The sequence below is a fragment of the Bradyrhizobium sp. AUGA SZCCT0222 genome (genome assembly GCF_018130205.1).
Taxonomy (GTDB): domain Bacteria; phylum Pseudomonadota; class Alphaproteobacteria; order Rhizobiales; family Xanthobacteraceae; genus Bradyrhizobium.
In genome coordinates, this window is the sequence record NZ_JAFCLX010000026.1 from 39,988 (window position 1) to 58,961 (window position 18,974).

21 protein-coding genes and 1 tRNA gene are annotated in these 18,974 nt (G+C 63.3%); 14 read left to right on the top strand and 8 right to left on the bottom strand.

The features are described from left to right. Positions 1-59 precede the first annotated feature (59 nt). Together JQ629_RS22205 and JQ629_RS22210 are read right to left on the bottom strand one after the other, a co-directional pair. Positions 60-317 (bottom strand): hypothetical protein, encoded by a 258-nt coding sequence (locus JQ629_RS22205; protein ID WP_212414453.1) that lies wholly within the window; start codon positions 315-317, stop codon positions 60-62. A 140-nt stretch (positions 318-457) separates the two neighbouring features. Further along, positions 458-1,009, bottom strand: coding sequence for an HD domain-containing protein (locus JQ629_RS22210; protein WP_212414454.1), 552 nt, complete (start codon positions 1,007-1,009; stop codon positions 458-460). Between the two features lie 153 nt (positions 1,010-1,162). Between JQ629_RS22210 and JQ629_RS22215 the strand changes: the two genes are divergently transcribed. From JQ629_RS22215 to JQ629_RS22235, 5 genes are all read left to right on the top strand, one after another. Continuing rightward, positions 1,163-1,372, top strand: a complete 210-nt coding sequence (locus tag JQ629_RS22215; RefSeq protein WP_212414455.1) for a hypothetical protein — start codon at positions 1,163-1,165, stop codon at positions 1,370-1,372. A 161-nt stretch (positions 1,373-1,533) separates the two neighbouring features. Continuing rightward, positions 1,534-3,549 (top strand): acetyl-CoA carboxylase biotin carboxylase subunit, encoded by a 2,016-nt coding sequence (locus tag JQ629_RS22220; RefSeq protein ID WP_212414456.1) that lies wholly within the window; start codon positions 1,534-1,536, stop codon positions 3,547-3,549. Between the two features lie 115 nt (positions 3,550-3,664). Next, complete coding sequence (locus tag JQ629_RS22225) at positions 3,665-4,543, top strand: isocitrate lyase/PEP mutase family protein (protein WP_212414457.1); 879 nt, start codon at positions 3,665-3,667, stop codon at positions 4,541-4,543. After that, a complete protein-coding gene (locus tag JQ629_RS22230) occupies positions 4,544-4,843 on the top strand; it encodes an acylphosphatase (RefSeq protein WP_212414458.1) in 300 nt (99 codons plus the stop codon). Positions 4,844-4,908: 65 nt separating this feature from the next. Beyond that, positions 4,909-5,049, top strand: a complete 141-nt coding sequence (locus tag JQ629_RS22235; protein ID WP_212414459.1) for a hypothetical protein — start codon at positions 4,909-4,911, stop codon at positions 5,047-5,049. 27 nt (positions 5,050-5,076) lie between these two features. On the opposite strand, the gene JQ629_RS22240 is transcribed toward JQ629_RS22235, so the two are convergent. The 4 genes from JQ629_RS22240 to JQ629_RS22255 all read right to left on the bottom strand — a co-directional run bounded on the left by JQ629_RS22240 (position 5,077) and on the right by JQ629_RS22255 (position 10,038). After that, complete coding sequence (locus JQ629_RS22240) at positions 5,077-5,898, bottom strand: RMD1 family protein (protein ID WP_212414460.1); 822 nt, start codon at positions 5,896-5,898, stop codon at positions 5,077-5,079. Between the two features lie 76 nt (positions 5,899-5,974). Further along, positions 5,975-6,199 carry a zinc-ribbon domain-containing protein gene (locus tag JQ629_RS22245; RefSeq protein WP_212414461.1) on the bottom strand — a complete coding sequence of 75 codons (225 nt, stop codon included), beginning with the start codon at positions 6,197-6,199 and terminating at the stop codon, positions 5,975-5,977. A gap of 190 nt (positions 6,200-6,389) precedes the next feature. Further along, on the bottom strand, positions 6,390-8,342 hold the full coding sequence (locus JQ629_RS22250; protein ID WP_212414462.1) for a diguanylate cyclase: 1,953 nt from the start codon (positions 8,340-8,342) through the stop codon (positions 6,390-6,392). Positions 8,343-8,514: 172 nt separating this feature from the next. After that, positions 8,515-10,038, bottom strand: a complete 1,524-nt coding sequence (locus tag JQ629_RS22255; RefSeq protein ID WP_249135209.1) for a PAS domain-containing hybrid sensor histidine kinase/response regulator family protein — start codon at positions 10,036-10,038, stop codon at positions 8,515-8,517. A 175-nt stretch (positions 10,039-10,213) separates the two neighbouring features. On the opposite strand from JQ629_RS22255, the gene JQ629_RS22260 reads away from it, so the two are divergent. Genes JQ629_RS22260 through JQ629_RS22270 form a run of 3 tightly spaced genes read left to right on the top strand, consistent with a single transcriptional unit; the run spans position 10,214 to position 12,916 of the window. Beyond that, the gene (locus tag JQ629_RS22260; RefSeq protein ID WP_212388073.1) at positions 10,214-10,771 is read left to right on the top strand and encodes a GbsR/MarR family transcriptional regulator; all 558 of its coding nucleotides are present in this window, start codon (positions 10,214-10,216) and stop codon (positions 10,769-10,771) included. A 34-nt stretch (positions 10,772-10,805) separates the two neighbouring features. After that, positions 10,806-11,486: a DUF4166 domain-containing protein gene (locus JQ629_RS22265; RefSeq protein WP_212414463.1), complete on the top strand. Its 681-nt coding sequence runs from the start codon at positions 10,806-10,808 to the stop codon at positions 11,484-11,486. Then, positions 11,483-12,916, top strand: coding sequence for a TIGR01777 family oxidoreductase (locus JQ629_RS22270; protein ID WP_212414464.1), 1,434 nt, complete (start codon positions 11,483-11,485; stop codon positions 12,914-12,916). The genes JQ629_RS22265 and JQ629_RS22270 overlap by 4 nt, the downstream gene beginning before the upstream one ends. A gap of 13 nt (positions 12,917-12,929) precedes the next feature. On the opposite strand, the gene JQ629_RS22275 is transcribed toward JQ629_RS22270, so the two are convergent. Next, complete coding sequence (locus tag JQ629_RS22275) at positions 12,930-13,796, bottom strand: LysR family transcriptional regulator (protein ID WP_212414465.1); 867 nt, start codon at positions 13,794-13,796, stop codon at positions 12,930-12,932. Positions 13,797-13,902: 106 nt separating this feature from the next. Between JQ629_RS22275 and JQ629_RS22280 the strand changes: the two genes are divergently transcribed. Further along, complete coding sequence (locus JQ629_RS22280) at positions 13,903-14,331, top strand: tautomerase family protein (RefSeq protein WP_212414466.1); 429 nt, start codon at positions 13,903-13,905, stop codon at positions 14,329-14,331. A 3-nt stretch (positions 14,332-14,334) separates the two neighbouring features. Here JQ629_RS22280 and lipB read toward each other — a convergent pair whose 3' ends face one another. Next, positions 14,335-15,063 carry a lipoyl(octanoyl) transferase LipB gene (lipB, locus tag JQ629_RS22285; protein WP_212414467.1) on the bottom strand — a complete coding sequence of 243 codons (729 nt, stop codon included), beginning with the start codon at positions 15,061-15,063 and terminating at the stop codon, positions 14,335-14,337. A gap of 73 nt (positions 15,064-15,136) precedes the next feature. On the opposite strand from lipB, the gene JQ629_RS22290 reads away from it, so the two are divergent. The 5 genes from JQ629_RS22290 to JQ629_RS22310 all read left to right on the top strand — a co-directional run bounded on the left by JQ629_RS22290 (position 15,137) and on the right by JQ629_RS22310 (position 18,965). Then, positions 15,137-15,379, top strand: coding sequence for a FliM/FliN family flagellar motor switch protein (locus JQ629_RS22290; protein ID WP_074276133.1), 243 nt, complete (start codon positions 15,137-15,139; stop codon positions 15,377-15,379). 98 nt (positions 15,380-15,477) lie between these two features. Then, positions 15,478-15,562, top strand: a tRNA-Leu gene (locus JQ629_RS22295). A gap of 209 nt (positions 15,563-15,771) precedes the next feature. Beyond that, complete coding sequence (locus JQ629_RS22300; protein ID WP_212414468.1) at positions 15,772-16,158, top strand: hypothetical protein; 387 nt, start codon at positions 15,772-15,774, stop codon at positions 16,156-16,158. Between the two features lie 185 nt (positions 16,159-16,343). Beyond that, the gene (locus JQ629_RS22305; RefSeq protein ID WP_212414469.1) at positions 16,344-17,378 is read left to right on the top strand and encodes a histone deacetylase family protein; all 1,035 of its coding nucleotides are present in this window, start codon (positions 16,344-16,346) and stop codon (positions 17,376-17,378) included. Between the two features lie 180 nt (positions 17,379-17,558). Beyond that, the gene (locus JQ629_RS22310; RefSeq protein ID WP_212414470.1) at positions 17,559-18,965 is read left to right on the top strand and encodes an aspartate aminotransferase family protein; all 1,407 of its coding nucleotides are present in this window, start codon (positions 17,559-17,561) and stop codon (positions 18,963-18,965) included. Positions 18,966-18,974: the final 9 nt, after the last annotated feature.

The window sequence follows — 18,974 nt, forward strand, 5'->3', positions numbered from 1 at the left end:
TCAAATGCATTTCGGCGGGCACGACCTTCTAGCACGGGCGCGTGCAATGGGAGGAATAACTATGCACCTAGGCCAAGGAGCGCGATGAGGGCCGCAATCACACTGAAGATCCAGGGAACGCAGTATACCGTCCAGCCTAATGGTGCAGCGAGGAAAGCCGAAGGCAGCCATCCCAGCGCCAGGCCCCAGGTGTGATCGCTGCTGGCGGCTACCGCGTACATCGCCAAAAACACGATGACGGCCACCAGCCATCCGGTCCGCTTTCGAATCCGGGTCTCTCGCTCCTGAGCTTTCGCGATCTCGATATTCGGTTCCATTGGTCGCGGGGGCCTCTTGGTGATTGGTCGGGGAAATCGTGGGCCGATTAGGACGCTACCACTCCAGAGAGACTTAAAGGATCATTTGCAACCTGGCGAAGGGAGCCTTCTTAGCACATGCCGGCGTCGGGATAGGGGGGTCACCAGCCATTCAGCGAAGCGATTTCTCTCGCCATGTTCGCGCGGGCGCGCTGGTCGTATCGCGTTGCAAAACCGGGGTCTGGGAAGATGACGGGCCTCGCCATGAAGCGCCGGAGGACGTCGGAGCGCCCGGACCGGTAGGCGGCATCCGGAACATGAGAAAATTCCTTCCGGATCGACGCGGCATAGGCGTCGTACCGGTCTGGTTCAGCCCCCAATATGCTGAGGTCGATCGAAATCAGAATCGCGCCGAGGCGGTCGCCGGGCGCGACCTGGTGGGACTTTGTGAGGCGGATTAGCCGGCCGACTTGCTCTCGGATATCCGATGACACGGCTTGCTCGGCAAGCAGGGCGCTCTGTTCTTCATTGTCCGATTTCTTAGGATCGTAAACCGCGTCGTGCCACCAGATGACCTGAACAAGCAGATCACGCTCGGCCACGGAAAGGTTATCGACGGACGACAATAGGTCGAGGCAATCTTCGATATGCGCCAGATTGTGATAGTGCCGACCCGGAGCCGAATAGGCGGCAATCAATGCGTCGTTGGACATCCACAAGATGTAATGCAACGCGGACGCGGCGGAAATGGCCGAGGCCGTGCTGCTCCATCCACAAGCGAGTGACATCGCGTCATGCGCTGCGCATATTCATTGACTTCATGAGAACAAAATAGGAACATAGCGCTCCGTCGCGAGATCAACTCCATGCCCCCTTCCTCCCAGCCAGCCACCGAACCGAATGACGAACTGGAAATGGCGGTGGATCAGGCCATTTCGGCCTGTGGCGGGGATATGCGCGCGACCATCCGCGCGCTGATCGTGGCCAACGAATATCTGGAAACCGAGGTCGGCGAACTGATGAAAGCGGTGTCGCACGCCTATACGCGCGGCCGGTTTCACAGCTATTCGGGCTGACTGGCGCCGGCGGCGGCAGCCTTGAGAAGCCGGCTCGAAACTGGACCGTTGCCTCGGTCGATTTTTGCTGTACGACGGGTTTGTTAGCCGCGTCCCCGCATGTCACATTGCGGGTGAGGATCCTGCCCCAAGCCTTCAAGTAAAGCTCAAGCAAGAAGCACATGTTCAAACGAATTCTGATCGCAAATCGCGGCGAGATCGCCTGCCGGGTCATCAAGACTGCGCGGCGCATGGGGATCGAAACGGTAGCCGTGTATTCCGAGGCCGACCGTGATGCGGTCCATGTCGAAATGGCCGATGACGCGGTGCTGATCGGCCCACCGGCCGCGTCCGAGAGTTACCTTGTGATCGAGAAGATCGTCGAGGCCTGCCGCAAGACCGGGGCGCAGGCGGTACATCCGGGCTACGGCTTCCTGTCCGAGCGCGAATCCTTTCCGCGCGCGCTGGCCGAGGCGGGCGTCGTCTTCATCGGTCCGAACCCCGGCGCCATCGCCGCGATGGGCGACAAGATCGAATCCAAGAAGGCCGCCGCCAAGGCCAAGGTCTCGACGGTGCCGGGACATCTCGGCGTCATCGAGGACGAAAAGCATGCGGTGAAGATCGCCGACGAGATCGGCTATCCCGTGATGATCAAGGCGTCCGCCGGCGGCGGCGGCAAGGGCATGCGCATCGCGCATTCGAAATCCGAAGTCGCCGAAGGCTTCAATCTGGCCAAGGCCGAGGCCAAATCCTCGTTCGGCGACGACCGCGTCTTTATCGAGAAATTCATCGTCGATCCCCGCCACATCGAGATCCAGGTGCTGGGCGACAAGCATGGCAACGTGATCTATCTCGGCGAGCGCGAATGTTCGATCCAGCGCCGCAACCAGAAGGTCATCGAGGAGGCGCCGTCGCCGCTGCTCGACGAGACCACCCGCCGCAAGATGGGCGAGCAGGCGGTCTCATTGGCCAAGGCCGTGAATTATGATTCCGCCGGCACGGTGGAGTTCGTCGCCGGCCAGGACAAGAGCTTCTACTTCCTGGAAATGAATACCCGCCTGCAGGTCGAGCACCCCGTCACCGAACTGATCACCGGCATCGATCTGGTCGAGCAGATGATCCGCTCCGCCGCCGGCGAAAAGCTTGTCATCGCGCAGAAGGACGTCACGCTGACCGGCTGGGCGGTGGAATCGCGCGTCTATGCCGAAGATCCGTTCCGCAATTTCCTGCCCTCGATCGGCCGGCTGGTGAAATACCGCCCGCCCGCGGAAGCGAGCCATGACGGCATCACGGTCCGCAACGACACCGGCGTGCAGGAGGGCGGCGAGATCTCGATCCATTACGATCCGATGATCGCCAAGCTGGTGACGCATGCGCCGTCGCGGGCGGCCGCGATCGAGGCGCAGTCGGCGGCGCTGGATTCGTTTTATATCGACGGCATCCGTCACAACATTCCGTTCCTGTCGGCGCTGATGAGCCATCCGCGCTGGCGCGAGGGTAATTTGTCCACCGGCTTCATTGCCGAGGAGTTCCCGAAGGGATTTGCGGCGCGGCCGCCCGAAGGCGAGATCGCGCGGCGGCTGGCGGCGGTCGGGGCTGCGATCGATCATGTGATCGGCGAACGCAAGCGGCAGATTTCCGGCCAGCTGAACGGCCGGCCGGTACAGCGCGAGCGCCGGCGTGCGGTGTGGCTCGACCGCGCGGAAATCGCGCTCGACGTCGCGCGCGAGGCTGACGGCATCACGGTGCGCTTCATCGGCGCCGACGATCTGCCGGGCAATCCGCATCAACTGGTCTCGAACTGGACGCCGGGCGTGCCGGTCTGGCAGGGCACCATCGACGGCCATTATGTGGCGATGCAGGTGCGGGCGATCCCGAACGGCATCCGCCTGGCGCATCAGGGCTTTGAAGTCCCGGTCAACGTCTTCACCGAGAGCGAGGCGGCGGCCGCCCGGCTGATGCCGGTGACGTCGGCGGCCGATACCGGCAAGAAGCTGCTGTGCCCGATGCCCGGTCTCGTGGTGTCGATCGCGGTTGTCGAAGGGCAGGAGGTCAAGGCCGGCGAAACGCTGGCCGTGGTCGAGGCGATGAAGATGCAGAACGTGCTGCGCGCCGAACGCGACGGCACCGTGAAGAAGATTCACGCCGCCGCCGGCGCCACGCTCGCGGTGGACGCGCTGATTTTGGAGTTTGCTTAGGCAACACAACCACCGTCATTGCGAGCGCAGCGAAGCAATCCATAGCGCGGCATAAAGAAAGAATGGATTGCTTCGCTGCGCTCGCAATGACGGCGGATAGAACTGAGGTAGCCCAATGGCCTTCCGCCAACGCCGCGCCGCATTGCGTTCCATCCTCAACGGATCGACCTGCATCCGCCCGGGTTCGGTTTACGATCCGGTTTCCGTCCGTATCGCCGAAGACCTGGGCTTCGAACTTGGCATGTTCGGCGGCTCGGTCGCCTCGCTGGCGGTGCTCGGCGATCCCGACATCACGCTGATCACGCTCACCGAACTCGCCGAACAGATGCGCCGGATGTCGCGCGCCGCGGCGTTGCCGGTGCTGGTCGACGCCGACCATGGTTACGGCAATGCGCTCAATGTCCGCCGGACCGTGCAGGAACTGGAGACCGCGGGTGCTGCGGGCCTCACCATCGAGGACACGCTGCTGCCGCAGGCCTTTGGCGTCTCGGAGCCGCAACTGATCCCGCTCGAGGAGGGCGTCGGCAAGATGAAGGCGGCGCTGGACGGGCGCAGCGATCCCGCGCTGGTCATCATGGGCCGCACCGGAACGCGCGGCGGTGGCCCGTCGGCGGCGAGCTTCGAGGAATGCCTGGTGCGCGCCAAGGCCTACAACGCCACCGGCGTCGATGCGCTGTTCTTCACCGGGCTGACGACGCGCCGGGAGGTCGAGGCGATTGCAGCGGCGACGACGCTGCCGATCGTGCTCGGCAATACCCAGGGCGAACTCGATGATGCGGCCTTTCTCAGCAGTCAGCGGGTGAAGATTGCGCTGCAGGGACACACGCCTTTCGCCGCCGCCACGCAGGCCGTGTACGAAACGTTGAAAGCACTGCGCGAGGGCACCTCGCCGAAGAACCTCAAAGGCCTCGCATCAACTGAGTTGACCGGCCGGGCCATGCGCGAAGCCGATGTGAAGGCGCGCAGCGCCGAATTTCTCGGGCTGAAGAAATAGATGAGCGGCGCGATCCGCCATGTGACGGTCACGGGCCGGGTACAGGGCGTCGGCTACCGTGCCTGGGTCGCGGACGAGGCGATGACACGTGATGTCGAGGGCTGGGTACGCAATCGCAGGGACGGCAGCGTCGAGGCGCTGTTCGCCGGGCCTGCGGACGTCGTCGCCGACATGATCGCAGCGTGCCGGCGCGGGCCGCCGATGGCGCGGGTCGACGCGGTAAGGGAAGAGGACGCTCATCCCGACGCGCTGAAACTGCTGCGGCCGGGGGAGCGTTTCTCGCTGTTGCCGACGATCTGACATTGGCGCGGATCAAGTTCGTTGCCATAGTTGCCACTGGCCGAAACCCGCCAACGAGGTGATCCATGAAGCCGCCAACAACTGAACGCGATTGGAGGCGTGTCCATCATTCGCCGATGTTCTGGGTCGGCCTCGTGCTGTGCCTTGCCGCGATCGCGATCTATCTGTGGTCGGATGATCTGTCGTGGCGGCCGGGGACGCGATAGCGAGGGGGAGTCTGGCCAAGCCCGGCGTCAGTGACCCTTGCCGGTGTAAAGTTGATACAGCGTGATGATGACTTCGAACGCAATCAGCCCGACGATGATGAGTTCGAGGCGCAGGGTTCGGCGCGTGTCGATGATATCGGCAAGGGTGTTGGCCGTCTCCGCGACCACAGCAAGCTTCCGGTTGAGGGCATCGAGGCGCTCCTTGAGCTCGTATTCGTCTTCAAGCCGGGCGTAAAGCCGCTCGAGGTCGGGACGATCCCACAGAGCGTCAGGCTTTTCTCCGATCGCAACGCGGCCGGATACCCTGTGCTGGACCAGAAGGGCGCTTCCGATCAGTTGCATGACGCCTTTTCGATCACGCCTAGTTCGTCCGTGATCTGCCAGCTCCTTGGCAAACGGTTCGATGATCTCGAATACCTTCGCCACTTCGCGCTCGTCGTGCGCCAGCACGACGCTCTTGGCCAGCACGTCGGCCACGACAAGAAGCCTTGCCGGCGACATGTCGCGCAACTGTATAGGGCCGCCGGACAGGACCTGATCCTCGGTCTCACCCTCACCGGCGAAGGCGAGAATGGCGGCTTCCTCTTCACGGCGCGCCAGTTTGCCGTCGATTCGGGGTTTCAGTGTTTCCAGGAAGCGGCTTTGTTCTTCCGACGCAAGGCCGATCAGCACCGCCACACCGTAGCGGAACAGAACTGCGACGCCGCTCGTGTCAACCCTGATCGCAAGCGGGATCGCCGAGAGCGCTTCCGTTTCGAAGCCGATCGTATTGATGCGGTCGCCAACATGCAGCGCGTGTGCCGTGACCCGCGTCCCGATTTCAGCGGAAATGAATTCGGGTTTGGTCATCTCGCCGTCTCCTCATGGCCGATGCTGGCCGGCGGAGATTACGCGCGTTCGATGACAGGCGCGATGCGGTGTCAGTCTATGCGGTCGCGCGAATCGGAGAGGGCGGCACATCGATGTGCCGGTACTTGTGTTCCGACGACATCACCAGCCGATAGGCTCTCAGCTTGGGATCCTGCCACATATCGAGAAGCTGGCCGCAGGTCGCGCATTCAACCCGACCCGGCCGTCCAATCGGTAAACTTGATTCAGCGACCTCGTAAGCCGATGTGCAGGATGGGCAGGTGAAATCTGATATTTTCATTGGCGGAACCTGTGGTGTTTCAGCAGAACGATTGTTCTGGATCAATGTGGCACGAGAAGGGTCCAGGCTGACGCGCGCCGCATATAATTTGTGCGCACGCGCTAAATCCGGTTGCTATGGCAGCGGGGCTGATATGCAGAACTAATATGTGGACGGTCTCGTCGAAGACCTTGATCCGCGATCACGCGCGTTAATGCGCCAGCTTCCGTTCGCCGGGCGCCGGTTCCGGATCGTGCTGGATCGACCCGGCCTCGACATATCGCAGGACCGGCGATGAATAGACGAAGCTGCGATTGCGGCCGAGCCGCTTGGCTTCGTAAAGCGCGGCGTCGGCTTCTCCGACCAGCGCGGCTTCACCAGGCGTCGAGCGCGTCCGGCTTGCAATGCCGACGCTGATGGTGACGAAGCCACGGGTGGCGGCGGTGTTGGGAAGGCCGAGGGCGCGCACGGTCAGCCGGATCGATTCGGCGACCTTCAATGCATCGTCTTCGGAAATGTTCGGCAGCACGACGGCGAATTCCTCGCCGCCATAGCGCGCGGAGAGGCCCGATGTATTCGATGTCGCATCGCCGATGGCGCGGGCGACGGCCTGCAGGCAGCGATCGCCGGCCTGGTGTCCGTAGGTGTCGTTGTAACCCTTGAAGTTGTCGATATCGAACAGCAGCACCGAGATCTCTTCGCAGGCTTCGTACTGGCGCGCCAGAAAACCATCGAGGGTGCGGCGGTTGGTCAATCCGGTCAGGCCGTCGGTGGCCGCGAGCTGGGTCAGGCGGCGGTTGAGCAGGTTCAGCTCATCCTCCATCCGCTTGCGTTCCGTGATGTCGCGCAGCACGCCGACAAATTCGGCCTCGGCGGGATTGTCGCGTTCCGATGCCTGCTTGAAGTTGCTTTCGACCCACACGATCGATCCGTCGGCACGGTAGGTCCGGAACTCGGCTGTGCTGACGGCGCCCGAACCGTTCAGCCGGGCGCTCGCGGCCATCACGCCTTGCTTGTCCTCGGCGTGAACCATGTCGAAGCAGGATTTGCCGACGAGGTCCTGCGGGCGAACGCCCAGCATCTGTTCGACAGAGTGGGACACATAACGAAGCGTGCCGCGGCCATTGAGCAGGATGACGACGTCGGCGATATTGTCCGCGAGCAGGCGATAGTGCGACTCGCTCTGCCGCAGCGCGCGTTCGGTTTTGATCCGAAAATTGAACTGCGCCGAAAGCAATGCCGCGAGCAGGACGATCATGCAGAGGAGGACCGTTGCCACAAGCGCGTCGGTGCGCAATGCGGTCGACCAGGCTGAGAGCAACCAGTCCTCGGACATCGCCACCGTGATGATCAGCGGATATTGCGGCGTTCCCTCGTATCCGAAATATTTGACGACGCCATCGAACGGCGAGGTGATCTTATAATACCCGACCGGGCTCAGCTTGAGGTGTTTCGTAAACAAGTCCGTTTTGGAAAGGTCGGCACTCCTGTTCGAAAGCGGCCAGCGGGACAGGACGGCGCCGTCATTGCGCAGCAGGCTGATTCCGCCGTCGGGGCCGAGCTGGAATGCGCTGTAGAAGCCGCTGAAGTAATCGCTATCGATCGCGGCTGTCAGCACGCCGCCAAAGCTGCCGTCCTGCTTGGTTACACGCTTTGAGAGCAGGATGGTCGGTCGCCCGGTAAGGCGGGATTGAAACATTTCGCTGATACGAAGCGCCTTGCCGGCGGTGTCGCGATGGTAGGCGAAGTACGGCCGGTCGCCATTGTTGTAGCGCGGAGTCTCGGGCAGGGATGAGTAGCGCCAATTGCCGTTGGTATCGAGCACGCCGATTTCGCGTATTTGCGGCAGCGCGGCCACGGTGTCGGCCATGTATTTGTTGAACCGCTCCGGCAGGGGGCTTTGATACATGAGCAGGTCGACCATGCCACCCATCGCGATGTCGGCCGCCTGAATGGTGTGTGCGGCGTGTTCGGCGAGGGAATGGGCGAGGTTCTTGATGTCGGTGGAGCCGCGCGACAGCGCGGCCGACTTGGCTTCGAGCGCCTTCCAGACCACGACGCCCAGAATGCAGGCCGTCATGACCAGCGCAAAGAACACCACGACCATCCCCGGGGTGATCCGCCGCAGGAGGCCGCTTTGGTTTGCGAGGTGTCGATCGGGCATCTTCCGCCTTGATGGGGGAGCGCCAAATCATTCTGACCGGCAAGCTGAATGCGTGGCCGGAATCTACCGGCCAATAGGTGGCAATGCGGTTAATGAATAGGTCAGGAAAACAACGGAGAAGCCGGCATTTCGGCCGGGATCCCGGTGGAACCCGGACGGCGCGGGCCGCCGGTCACCGCGGCAATTTTGCGATTGCCTGGCTCAACTGATGGATCTCGTAGGGCTTGCGGAGAATGGGAAAATCGCCGCGCACGTTCAAGGCGGCATCGCTATAGCCGGTCGCCAGCAGAATGGGCAGCTGGGGCCGCATCGCCTTGAGGCGGCGCGCCAGGCCGAGGCCGTCCATTTTGCCCGGCATCACGATGTCGGTGAATACGAGGTCGATCCCGTCGCGCTCGATCTCGCGCAGGGCGGCCTCGGCATTCTCTACCCTGCGGACGGTGTAGCCGAGTTGTTCGAGCAGGCTGGTGCTGACAGCGGCGACTTCCGGATTGTCGTCGACCAGCAGCACGGTGCCGCTTCCACTGGATTCGGTTACGCTGACATCGTCAACCGCCAGGCCGCCATGCTGTCGCGGCAGCAGGATCGTGATCTTGGTACCCTTGCCGAGTTCGCTGGCAACCCTGACCGTTCCGCCGGCCTGATGAACGAAACCGTGCACCTGCGAAAGACCCAATCCGGTGCCCTTGCCGATCGGTTTGGTCGTAAAAAAGGGATCGAATATCTTGCTCAGCACGTCAGGCGCGATGCCGGTGCCGGTATCCGTCACGGAGATGGCGACATAGTCGCCGCTATGGGCTTCCTCGCTCAGCCCTGTGTTATGGGCAGCAACCTTGATGATGCCTCCGTCGGGCATGGCGTCGCGGGCGTTGATCGCAAGATTGACGAGCGCGGTCTCGAGTTCGGTGATATCGACCATGACCGGCCAGACGCTGCGGTCGAGGTCGAATTGCAGTGTCACCGTGCCGCCGACGCCGGTGTGGAGAACATCGCGCACCGTCTTGATTCTTTCGGTGACATCGACCGTTTGCGGATTGACGCTTTGTCGCCTGGCGAATGTCAGCAGCTGGCTGGTCAGTGCGGCGCCGCGCTTTGTCGCCCCGTCGATAGCGGCTAGCGCGCGCTGCATCTTGGGATCGTCGGAGGCTCCCTTCCTGAGCGTATGCAGGCTGCCGCTGACGATCATCAGGAGATTGTTGAAATCGTGCGCCACGCCGCCGGTCAGTTGGCCGAGCGCGTCCAGCTTCTGGGATTCCGCCAACTGCGCTTGCATCTGATCGAGCTTGAGCTGGGCCTCGCGGCGTTCGGAGATGTCGCGGGTAATCTTGGCAAAGCCGACCAGCCTGCCGTCCTCGTAGATCGGGTCGATGACAACGCTGGCCCAAAAGAAGGTGCCGTCCCTGCGGACGCGCCAGCCGTCCTCCTCATAGCGGCCGGTTTCGCGCGCGATGCGCAACGCACGCGTGGGCTTGCCATTGGCGCGATCGGTATCGGTGTAAAAAGCGGAGAAGTGCCGGCCCAGGATTTCCTGGGGTGCATAACCCTTGATGCGTTGAGCGCCGATGTTCCAGCTGGTGACGATGCCGGTAGGGTCGAGCATGTACAGCGCGTAGTCGGCGACGCCCTCGACCAGAAGCCGGAAACTGCGTTCGCTTTCGAACAGATCCCGCTGCTGTCGCTGGTCTTTTTCAGACATTTGAATCCCTAACCTAGTGGGCCGAAACGCGCGGGATGCCGGATGGTTCCGGCAATGGACAAGTTTTAGGCACATTTTAGCCGGGGCGCGATCGGGCAGGCGCGGCTCGCTTTGGCGAAGGCTCGGTCCGATGAAGGGTCTTGACGTCGATCCAGAAATGTCAGATGTTTCTGTCATGACAGAAATAACCGAAAAGAAGAAACTCCCGGCCGCCGTCGAGCGGTTCATCCTGCACTGGGGTGACATGGGGGACGAGTGGGGCGTCAACCGCTCGGTCAGCCAGATCCACGGCCTGCTGTACCTCGCCGAGGCGCCGATGACGGCCGAGGATATCGCGGAGACGCTCGGCATGGCCAGGTCCAACGTCTCCAACTCCATCAAGGAGCTGCTGTCCTGGAACCTGATCCGCCGGGTGCCGATCATGGGCGACCGCCGCGATCATTACGAGGCGGAGACCGATATCTGGGAAGTGGCGGCGCGGATCGCGTCCCGCCGCAAGGAGCGCGAGATCGACCCTGCGGTCGATGCGCTGCGCGCCTGCGTTTCCGATGCCGCCGACGATCCGACCATCAGCGCGGTCGCGAGCAAGCGGCTGAGGGAGATGCTGGAATTCACCGAGCTGGTCGACCGCTGGTACATGCAGATGCTGAAAGTGCCGCGGCCGAGATTGGTCGCCCTGATCAAGCTTGGCGAGAAGATCGTCAGCTTCCTGCCGATGGGAAAAACCAAATAGGCAGCGAGTGGCGGGAGAGTAGCAGGAGCGTTCGATGGCGTCAGCAATCAGGATCTCAAGACTTCCAGCGTCCCATCCGCATCACAAGCCTTCCAGCGACATACTGCTCGACGACAACAGGTTCCACGCGCTGCTGTCCGATGCCGATTGGGGGCGATTGCCGCTGGCGATCTGGCGGCGCTTCTCCAAGCGCCACGTTGATGGTGCAACCGTCGTCTATGTCGGCGAGGTCGAGGAGGCCTATTTCAACAGGATTGGCTGGTGGCTCGCGCAGTTGGCGCGGCTCGTCGGCGGGCCGCTGCCGACCGGGGCGGAGACCGGCGTCCCGATGGTGGTGACGGTGACGGAGGACGCAGCGAGCGGCGGCCAGATCTGGACCCGCATCTGCGCCCGCTCGCACGGATTTCCGCAAGTCATTCACTCCTCGAAACGCTTCGCCGGGCCGACCGGGCTCGAGGAATATGTCGGCCACGGCATCAGCATGGCGCTGCGGATCTTCGTCGAGCACGAAGCGCTGGTGTTTCGCAGTGTCGGCTACTCGTTCCAGGTCGGGCCGCTGCGGCTGGCGTTGCCGGACTGGCTGACGCCGGGCGATCTCACCGTAACCCATTCCGATCTCGGCGGCGGCACGTTCCGCTTCACGCTCGATATCGTTCATCCGCGCTTTGGCAGGCTCATTCGTCAGTCCGCCGTGTTCCGGGAGGCCGCGTCATGACATCGTTGCTATGGACCCTGATCGCCATTCAGATCGTGATGGGCGTGTTCGACACGTTCTATCACCATGAGCTGACCGAGCGGCTGGCCTGGCGCCCGTCGCAGCGCTACGAGCTGCAGCTGCACGGCGTGCGCAACATGATGTACGCGTTCCTGTTCCTGGTGCTCGGCTGGCTGGAAGTGTACGGCATTTTCGCGATGGCCATCATCGCGGTGCTGGTCGCGGAAGTCATCATCACGCTGCTGGATTTTGTCGAGGAGGACATGAGCCGGAAACTGCCGGCGAGCGAGCGCATCAACCACACGCTGCTGGCGATCAATTACGGCGCCATCCTGGTGTTGCTGCTGCCGGTCCTGATCGACTGGGCAATGCAGCCGACCGGGGTCAAATCGGCCTACACGGGATGGCTCAGCATGACAGCGGCGGCGGCTGCCGTCGGCGCGGCGTTGTGCGGATTGCGGGATTTTACCGCGGCCCGGCGTCTCGGGCGGATGACCAGCGCGCCTGCGGCTGGCCTCGTGGAGAAACTGCCTGATCACCAGACCGTGCTCGTCACCGGCGCCACCGGCTTCATCGGCAGCCGCCTGGTCGCGAGTCTGACCGCGTCGGGCCATCAGGTCATTGCGCTGGTCCGTAACCCGGCGAAAGCGGAACTGCCGCTGCCGATCACGCTGATCACCAGCCTCGATCAGATTCCGGCCGATGCCAAAATCGACACCATCGTGAATCTCGCCGGGGAGCCGATCGGCAACGGGCTGTGGACGGAGGCAAAGCGCCGCAAGATCCTCGAATCCCGGATTCAGATGACCAGCGATGTCGTTGATTTGATTGGCCGTCTCGAACGCAAGCCAAAGGTGTTGGTGTCCGGCTCCGCGATCGGCTGGTACGGGCTGTGGCAGGATCAGGTGCTGACCGAGTCCGCCAAATCCCACGCCTGCTTCAGCCATGAATTGTGCGACGCCTGGGAGCGTGCGGCGAGCCCGGCGGCCGAACATGGCGTGCGTGTAGCTTACTTGCGGATCGGCCTCGTGATCGGAACCGATGGCGGCTTCATCACGCGGATGCTGACGCCGTTCGAGTTCGGCCTCGGCGGACCGCTCGGGTCAGGCAAGCAGTGGATGTCCTGGATCGAGCGCGACGATCTCGTGCGCCTGATCGCCCATGTGATCGCCAGCCCCGGCATCTCCGGGCCGATCAACGCCACCGCGCCGATACCGGTCACCAATTTGAAGTTCACCGAAGAACTCGGCCGGCGGCTGCATCGGCCCGCGGTGTTCCGGATTCCGGATGCATTGCTGCGCTGGGTCGGCGGCGATTTTGCCAATGAGCTTCTGCTCGGCGGGCAGAGGGTGTTGCCGAACAAGGCGCTGATGAATGGCTTCAAGTTCCGCCACGAAACGCTGCGCAGCGCGTTCGACGCGATCTTGTAGAATGCGGGGATACTCAAGTGCTTGCGCGGGAAACCGTAACCACACTGCGAAACGTCGCCGCCAGCGTCCGCAGCGCGGTGAGTTTGACGGGATCACTGACCTTCGAGTGTAACATTACCTTGGACGTTCCAAGCCTTGGCAGCTTCTGCACCAAACCGATATCGACCAGCCCCGCCGGCGCAATCCTCCGGGCGAGCGGCGCGACCGCAAGCCCAGCCTGGGCAGCTGCGACCACCGCCGTGACGCCGCCTCCGACAAACGCCTCGATCCAGGGGATGCCGGCCTTGTCGAGCGCGCGGACGGCGATGGCGCGGACGCCGCAGGGTGGTGCCAGCGTCGCCAGTTGCAGGGCGTCACCGCGCGGCCAGACGAAGCGCGGCGCGGCGAACCAGCCGAATTCGTCCTCGGTCAGTTGCTCGCCGCCGCGGCGGCTGCCCTCCTGCCGCACCACCACGGCATCGAGTTCGCCGGAATCGTAGGCATCGAGCATCGCCCGCGAAAAGCCGATCGTCACCGCCAGCGACATCTGCGAGGACATCGCATGCAGCCGTTCCAGCAGCGGCACCAGTTCCGCACCCGCGGCGTGATCGCTGATCCCGAGCGACAATTGCTGCCGCGCCGGCTTTTCGCCCGACAGCGCGCGGTCATGCGCCTCCATCAGCACGCGGGCATGGTGCAGGAACGCCGTGCCATCGGCGGTGAGCGTCACCGCGCGCGGCGAGCGCTCGACCAGCCGCTTGCCGAGCACGCTTTCCAGCCGCTGCAGCTTCAGGCTGACGGCGGCCTGCGTGGTGCCGAGCGCCTCGGCGGCGCGGGTAAAACTCTGCAGCTCGGCGACCAGCAGGAAGGCCTGAACGGTGTCGATATCCAGCGTGCCCATGGCATCATCACTAATGGTTATCATTGTTATGAACAGAGATAAGATACCAAAATGATGCTGATAAGTCTAGGTATGGGGGACGCAAACGACACCAGGGAGAACCATCATGCCGCTCATCACCGTCACCTATTCGAGCTTCCGCAAGGCACCTTCATTGAAGGCCGAAATCGCCACCGCCGTCAGTGATCTCACTGCGCGAATCCTGCGCAAGGATCCCAAGGTCACAGCCGTGATCGTCCGCGCGGTCGACGCCGCGGACTGGTTCGCCGGCGGAAAGTCGCTGGCCGAACAGAGCCTCGCCAGCTTCTGGCTCGACGTCCATGTCAGCGAGGGCACCAACACCAAGGATGAGAAGGCCGCTTATCTCGCCGCGGTTTTCCAGCGCATGGGCGAACTGCTCGGGCCGCTGCACCACGAGAGCTACGCGCATGTCGACGAGGTCAAGGGCGATGCTTACGGTTTCGGCGGCCTGACGCAGGAGCGCCGCTACATCGCGGGCAAGCTGGAGGTGCCGCCGCAGCAAGAGGCGGCGTAAGTCCTAGATAGTTGCTTCCGGCAGTCGGGCCCTGGTCGCGCCGAACACGTCCTCAAAGGCCTGCCGGAGCGCGACGTCGACGTCTTCCATCGTCACGGGCAGGCCGAGATCGACCAGCGAGGTGACGCCGTATCTGGCATCGACGACGCCGCAGGGGATGATCGCGGAAAAATGCGACAGCTCCGGCTCGACATTGATGGCGATGCCGTGGAACGAGACCCAGCGCCGCAGCCGCACGCCGATCGCCGCGATCTTGTCCTCATGGCCGTGGCCCTTGTCCGGCCTGTTGACCCAGACCCCGACGCGGTCCTCGCGGCGTTCGCCGCGCACGTTGAAGGCGGCCAGCGTGCGGATGATCCATTCCTCCAGCCCAGCGACATAGGCCCGCACGTCCGGCCGCCGCCGCTTCAAATCGAGCATCACATAGGCCACCCGCTGGCCGGGGCCGTGATAGGTGAGCTGGCCGCCGCGGCCGGTCTCATACATCGGAAAGCGCGGGTCCAGGAGATCGCCGGCCTTGCCGCTGGTTCCGGACGTGTAGAGCGGCGGATGCTCCAACAGCCACACCAGCTCGGGCGCTTGCCCGGCCGCGATCGCAGCCGCCCGCATCTCCATCTCGGCCACGGCGTCGGGGTAGGGCACCGCTTTGGCCGCAATCCACCATTCGACATCGCTGCCATCAGGGGCTTGCGCGAAGGTCGTCAAATCAAGGCTTTGGCGGTCATTAACCATTGGCTAACCATAACGTGGTCAGGTGAAACCACCCAATTAGTCCAAGATCTAGTCCAAGTTTGGCGGTTTCGTAGTGGCCACCCTCGATAAAGTCAGCGTCGATCTCATGGTGGTGCTCGGCACCACCACGATGCCCATCCACCAGGTGATGCGGCTTTCCCGCGGCGCCATCATCGAACTGGACGCCACCGAGGCGGACGAGGTCAAGATCCTCGCCAACAACCTTCCGGTGGCTTCCGGCGTGGTCCTGGTCGATCGCAACCGGATCGCGGTCGAAGTCAAGCAAATGCTGCCGAAATTACCGGGTGTTAGGTAGTTATTCGGTCGCAAAACCGCCTTGTCCCTCCATCTCTGATTTGTTACATCGGCGCCGTTGATCCGGCAGGCCTTAAATCCTTCCAGCCGGTATCCCAAGCGCTCGTGGCGGAATTGGTAGACGCGCTGCCTTGAGGTGGCAGTGAGTAAAATCGTGGGGGTTCGAGTCCCTCCGAGCGCACCACAAAATCATGCAGTTTGGGCCCAACCCAATCGATTCGGTGAGAAACGCGTGATTCTTCGCAGTGCCACGGTGGCGAAACAGTTGGGAATCGCCCGGGCAGGCGGAAGAAGCCTTGCTGTTACACCGTTCGCGTAAAACAACAGGGCATCGCCGGCCACCCGGTCCGATGACCGTAATTCGGCACTTCCAAATCTATCCGGGGCACATGAATGATTTTCCTGGGCTACGCCTATCGATTCGTCTCCAACTTCGTGTTCCTGGCGCTGGTCTATTTCGCCCTTAACTTCCTGGACAAATATCCGCAGCGCGCGGTGGTGGCGATCCTCGTGCTGGTTTATGCCGCCATGCACGCGACCTCGGCGCTGCGTTCGTTCTATTTCTTCCAGCGCATCGAGCGGCTGGAGATCGAGGCGCGGCGTCTGGCCAAGGTCGCCGCCGAGGGGCCGAGCACCGCCGCTGCCGCCGCGGCCTCGCGCAAGCAGATCGTCGCTGAGGTCAGCGGGCTCCGCCACGCCGGCGAGATCAAGGCCTATATCGACCTGCTGTTCCTCGCCCTTGTCATCCTGCTCTGCATCGCCAAGATCGTGACGAACTGAACCAACCCTGAATTCCACGGGCGTTCACGATCCCGCGCCTCTTCACGCCGGCAGCGCGGACCGCACGCATTCTTTTGACTTGATGTTTGGCGACACTTTTGCGGCCATGCCCTGCGTGAGGGATTGGCACGCGGCATAGAATTTGCTCCGCTCGGAACGCAGGATTACGAGGAGTCTTCTATTCGATGCTGGCCGTCTATTCGGATGACAATGCGCTGCACGATCCCGATCATTTCATCTCGCGCGGCGTAAAAATCGCGGTGCGGGAATCGCCCGAGCGGGCCAACCAGTTGCTGGCGGCGTTGCGCGATGGCGCGCACGAGATCCGCACGCCGCGCGATTTTGGCCGCGACGCGCTGCTCAGCGTGCACGACCCGCGCTATATCCACTTCCTCGCCAACGCCTATGACAATTGGCAGACCTTGCCCGAGCCGCGCGGCCCGTTCGTTCTGGCCAACAGCTACGCCATGCGGCAGATGAAGACGCTGCCGACAAGTTTCGAGGGCCAGCTCGGCTTCTTCCTCTCGGGCAATTCGGTGCCGATCGGCCCGCACAGCTGGCGCGCGATCGCCTCTTCGGCGAATTGCGCGCTGGAAGCGGCGGACGCCGTGCGCAGCGGCGCGTCCGAAAGCTACGCGCTGTGCCGACCGCCCGGCCACCACGCCTATTCCGATCTGGCCGGCGGCTATTGCTATCTCAACAACTCCGCGCTCGCGGCCCAGCATCTGCGCGGCCGGTTCGCCCGCGTCGCCGTGCTCGACGTCGACGTGCACCATGGCAACGGCACGCAGGGCATCTTCTGGGAACGTGGCGACGTCCTGACCGTCTCGATCCATGGCGATCCGAATACCGGTTATCCCTGGCAGGTCGGCTATGCCGGAGAACGCGGCGAGGGCGAGGGGTTCGGCAAGAATCTCAATCTGCCGCTGGCGCTAGGCACATCAGACGAGCCCTATCTGGAGGCCCTGGACCACGCGCTCGCAGCCGTCAGGGCGTTCGAGCCGGAGGCTTGCGTCGTGGCGCTCGGCCTCGATGCATTCGAGGAAGATTCGTCAGAAATGATGCGGGTCACCACCGCGGGCTTCGGCGCCATCGGGGCGCGGGTCGGGGCGCAAAAGCTGCCCAGCGTCATCATTCAGGAAGGCGGCTATGCCGTCGACGCCCTGCGCCGCAATCTCGGCAGTTTCCTCAACGGATTCCTGTCGGCGCGCGGTGGCTGAGGGCAGAGCGTTTTCCAGCGAAGTGGCTACCGGTTCGCGTCAAGAAAACGCGTCAAATCAAGAATCTAGAGCCCCGTTCCGATTCAATCGGAACGGAAAAGGCTCTAGAATGCGAAATGGCGGGAACACGCTTTTCGTGGTCTGCTCCCACCGATCAACAAGAAACGGAGCATTAATCCAATGACGGGCAGACCCAACTCCCTGGCGGCTCGCGATGTCGCCTCGCTGATCCATCCCTATACCAATCTCGACAAGCACAAGACCGACGGGCCGCTCGTCATCGCGCGCGGCGAGGGCGTTTATGTCTACGACGAAACCGGCAAGCGCTATCTCGAGGGCATGGCCGGGCTGTGGAGCACCTCGCTCGGCTTCAGCGAAAAGCGCCTGGTCGAAGCCGCGCGCCGCCAGATGGAGCAATTGCCGACCTACCACATCTTCAACAGCCGCTCGACCGAGCCCAGCATCGAGGCCGCGGAGGAGCTTTTGAAGATCGTGCCCAAGGGGCTCGGCAAGGTGCTGTTCGCCAATTCCGGCTCCGAGGCGAACGACCAGGCGGCGAAGATCGTATGGTTCTACAACAATGCGCTGGGCCGGCCGCGCAAGAAGCGCATCATCGGCCGCGTGCGCGGCTATCACGGCATCACGGTGTTTTCCGGCAGCATGACCGGGCTGGCCGCCAACCACGTCGAATGGGATCTGCCGGTCGGCGGCATCCTGCGGACCGATTGCCCGAGCCATTATTTGTACGGCCGGCCGGGCGAGAGCGAGGCGCAGTTCGTCGACCGCCTCGTCGCCAATCTGGAAGACATGATCATTCGCGAGGGGCCGGATACGATCGGCGCCTTCATCGCCGAGCCCGTGAACGGGGCAGGCGGCGTCATCGTGCCACCGGCCGATTATTTTCCGCGCATCCAGCAGGTGCTGCGCAAGTACGACGTCCTGATGATCGCCGACGAGGTGATTTGCGGCTTCGGCCGCACCGGGGAGATGTTCGGCTGCGATACGTTCGGCATCGAGCCCGACATCATGACCGTCGCCAAGGCGCTGTCATCGGCCTATTTGCCGATCTCGGCCACCATCATCAGCGACACCATCGCCGAAACCATCACCAAGCATGCCGGCAAGCTCGGCAATTTCGCCCACGGCTTCACCTATGCCGGTCACCCCGTCGCCGCCGCCGTCGCGCTGGAAACGCTGCGCATCTACAAGGAGCGCGACATCGTCTCGCAGGTGAAGGCGCTCGCACCGCATCTGCAATCGCGGCTGCGCGCGCTCGGCTCGCATCCGCTGGTGGGCGAGGCGCGCGGCGTTGGACTGATCGGCGCGCTGCAACTGGTCGCCGACAAGGCCACACGCCGGCCGCTGCCGCCGGCCGAAGGTATCGGCGCCTTGATCCAGCAGGGCGCGATGGCGCGCGGCGTCATCGTCCGCGCCGGTCCCGACGCGGTGTTCGTCTGTCCGCCGCTGATCATCACGCCGGAGCAGATCGACGAGATGATGGACGCCGTGGCGGCGGCGCTCGACGAGGCGCACGCGGTGGCCGAACAGCGCGGCTTGCTGGGCCGTGCGCAGTCGGCGGCGGGCTAGAGCGTTTTC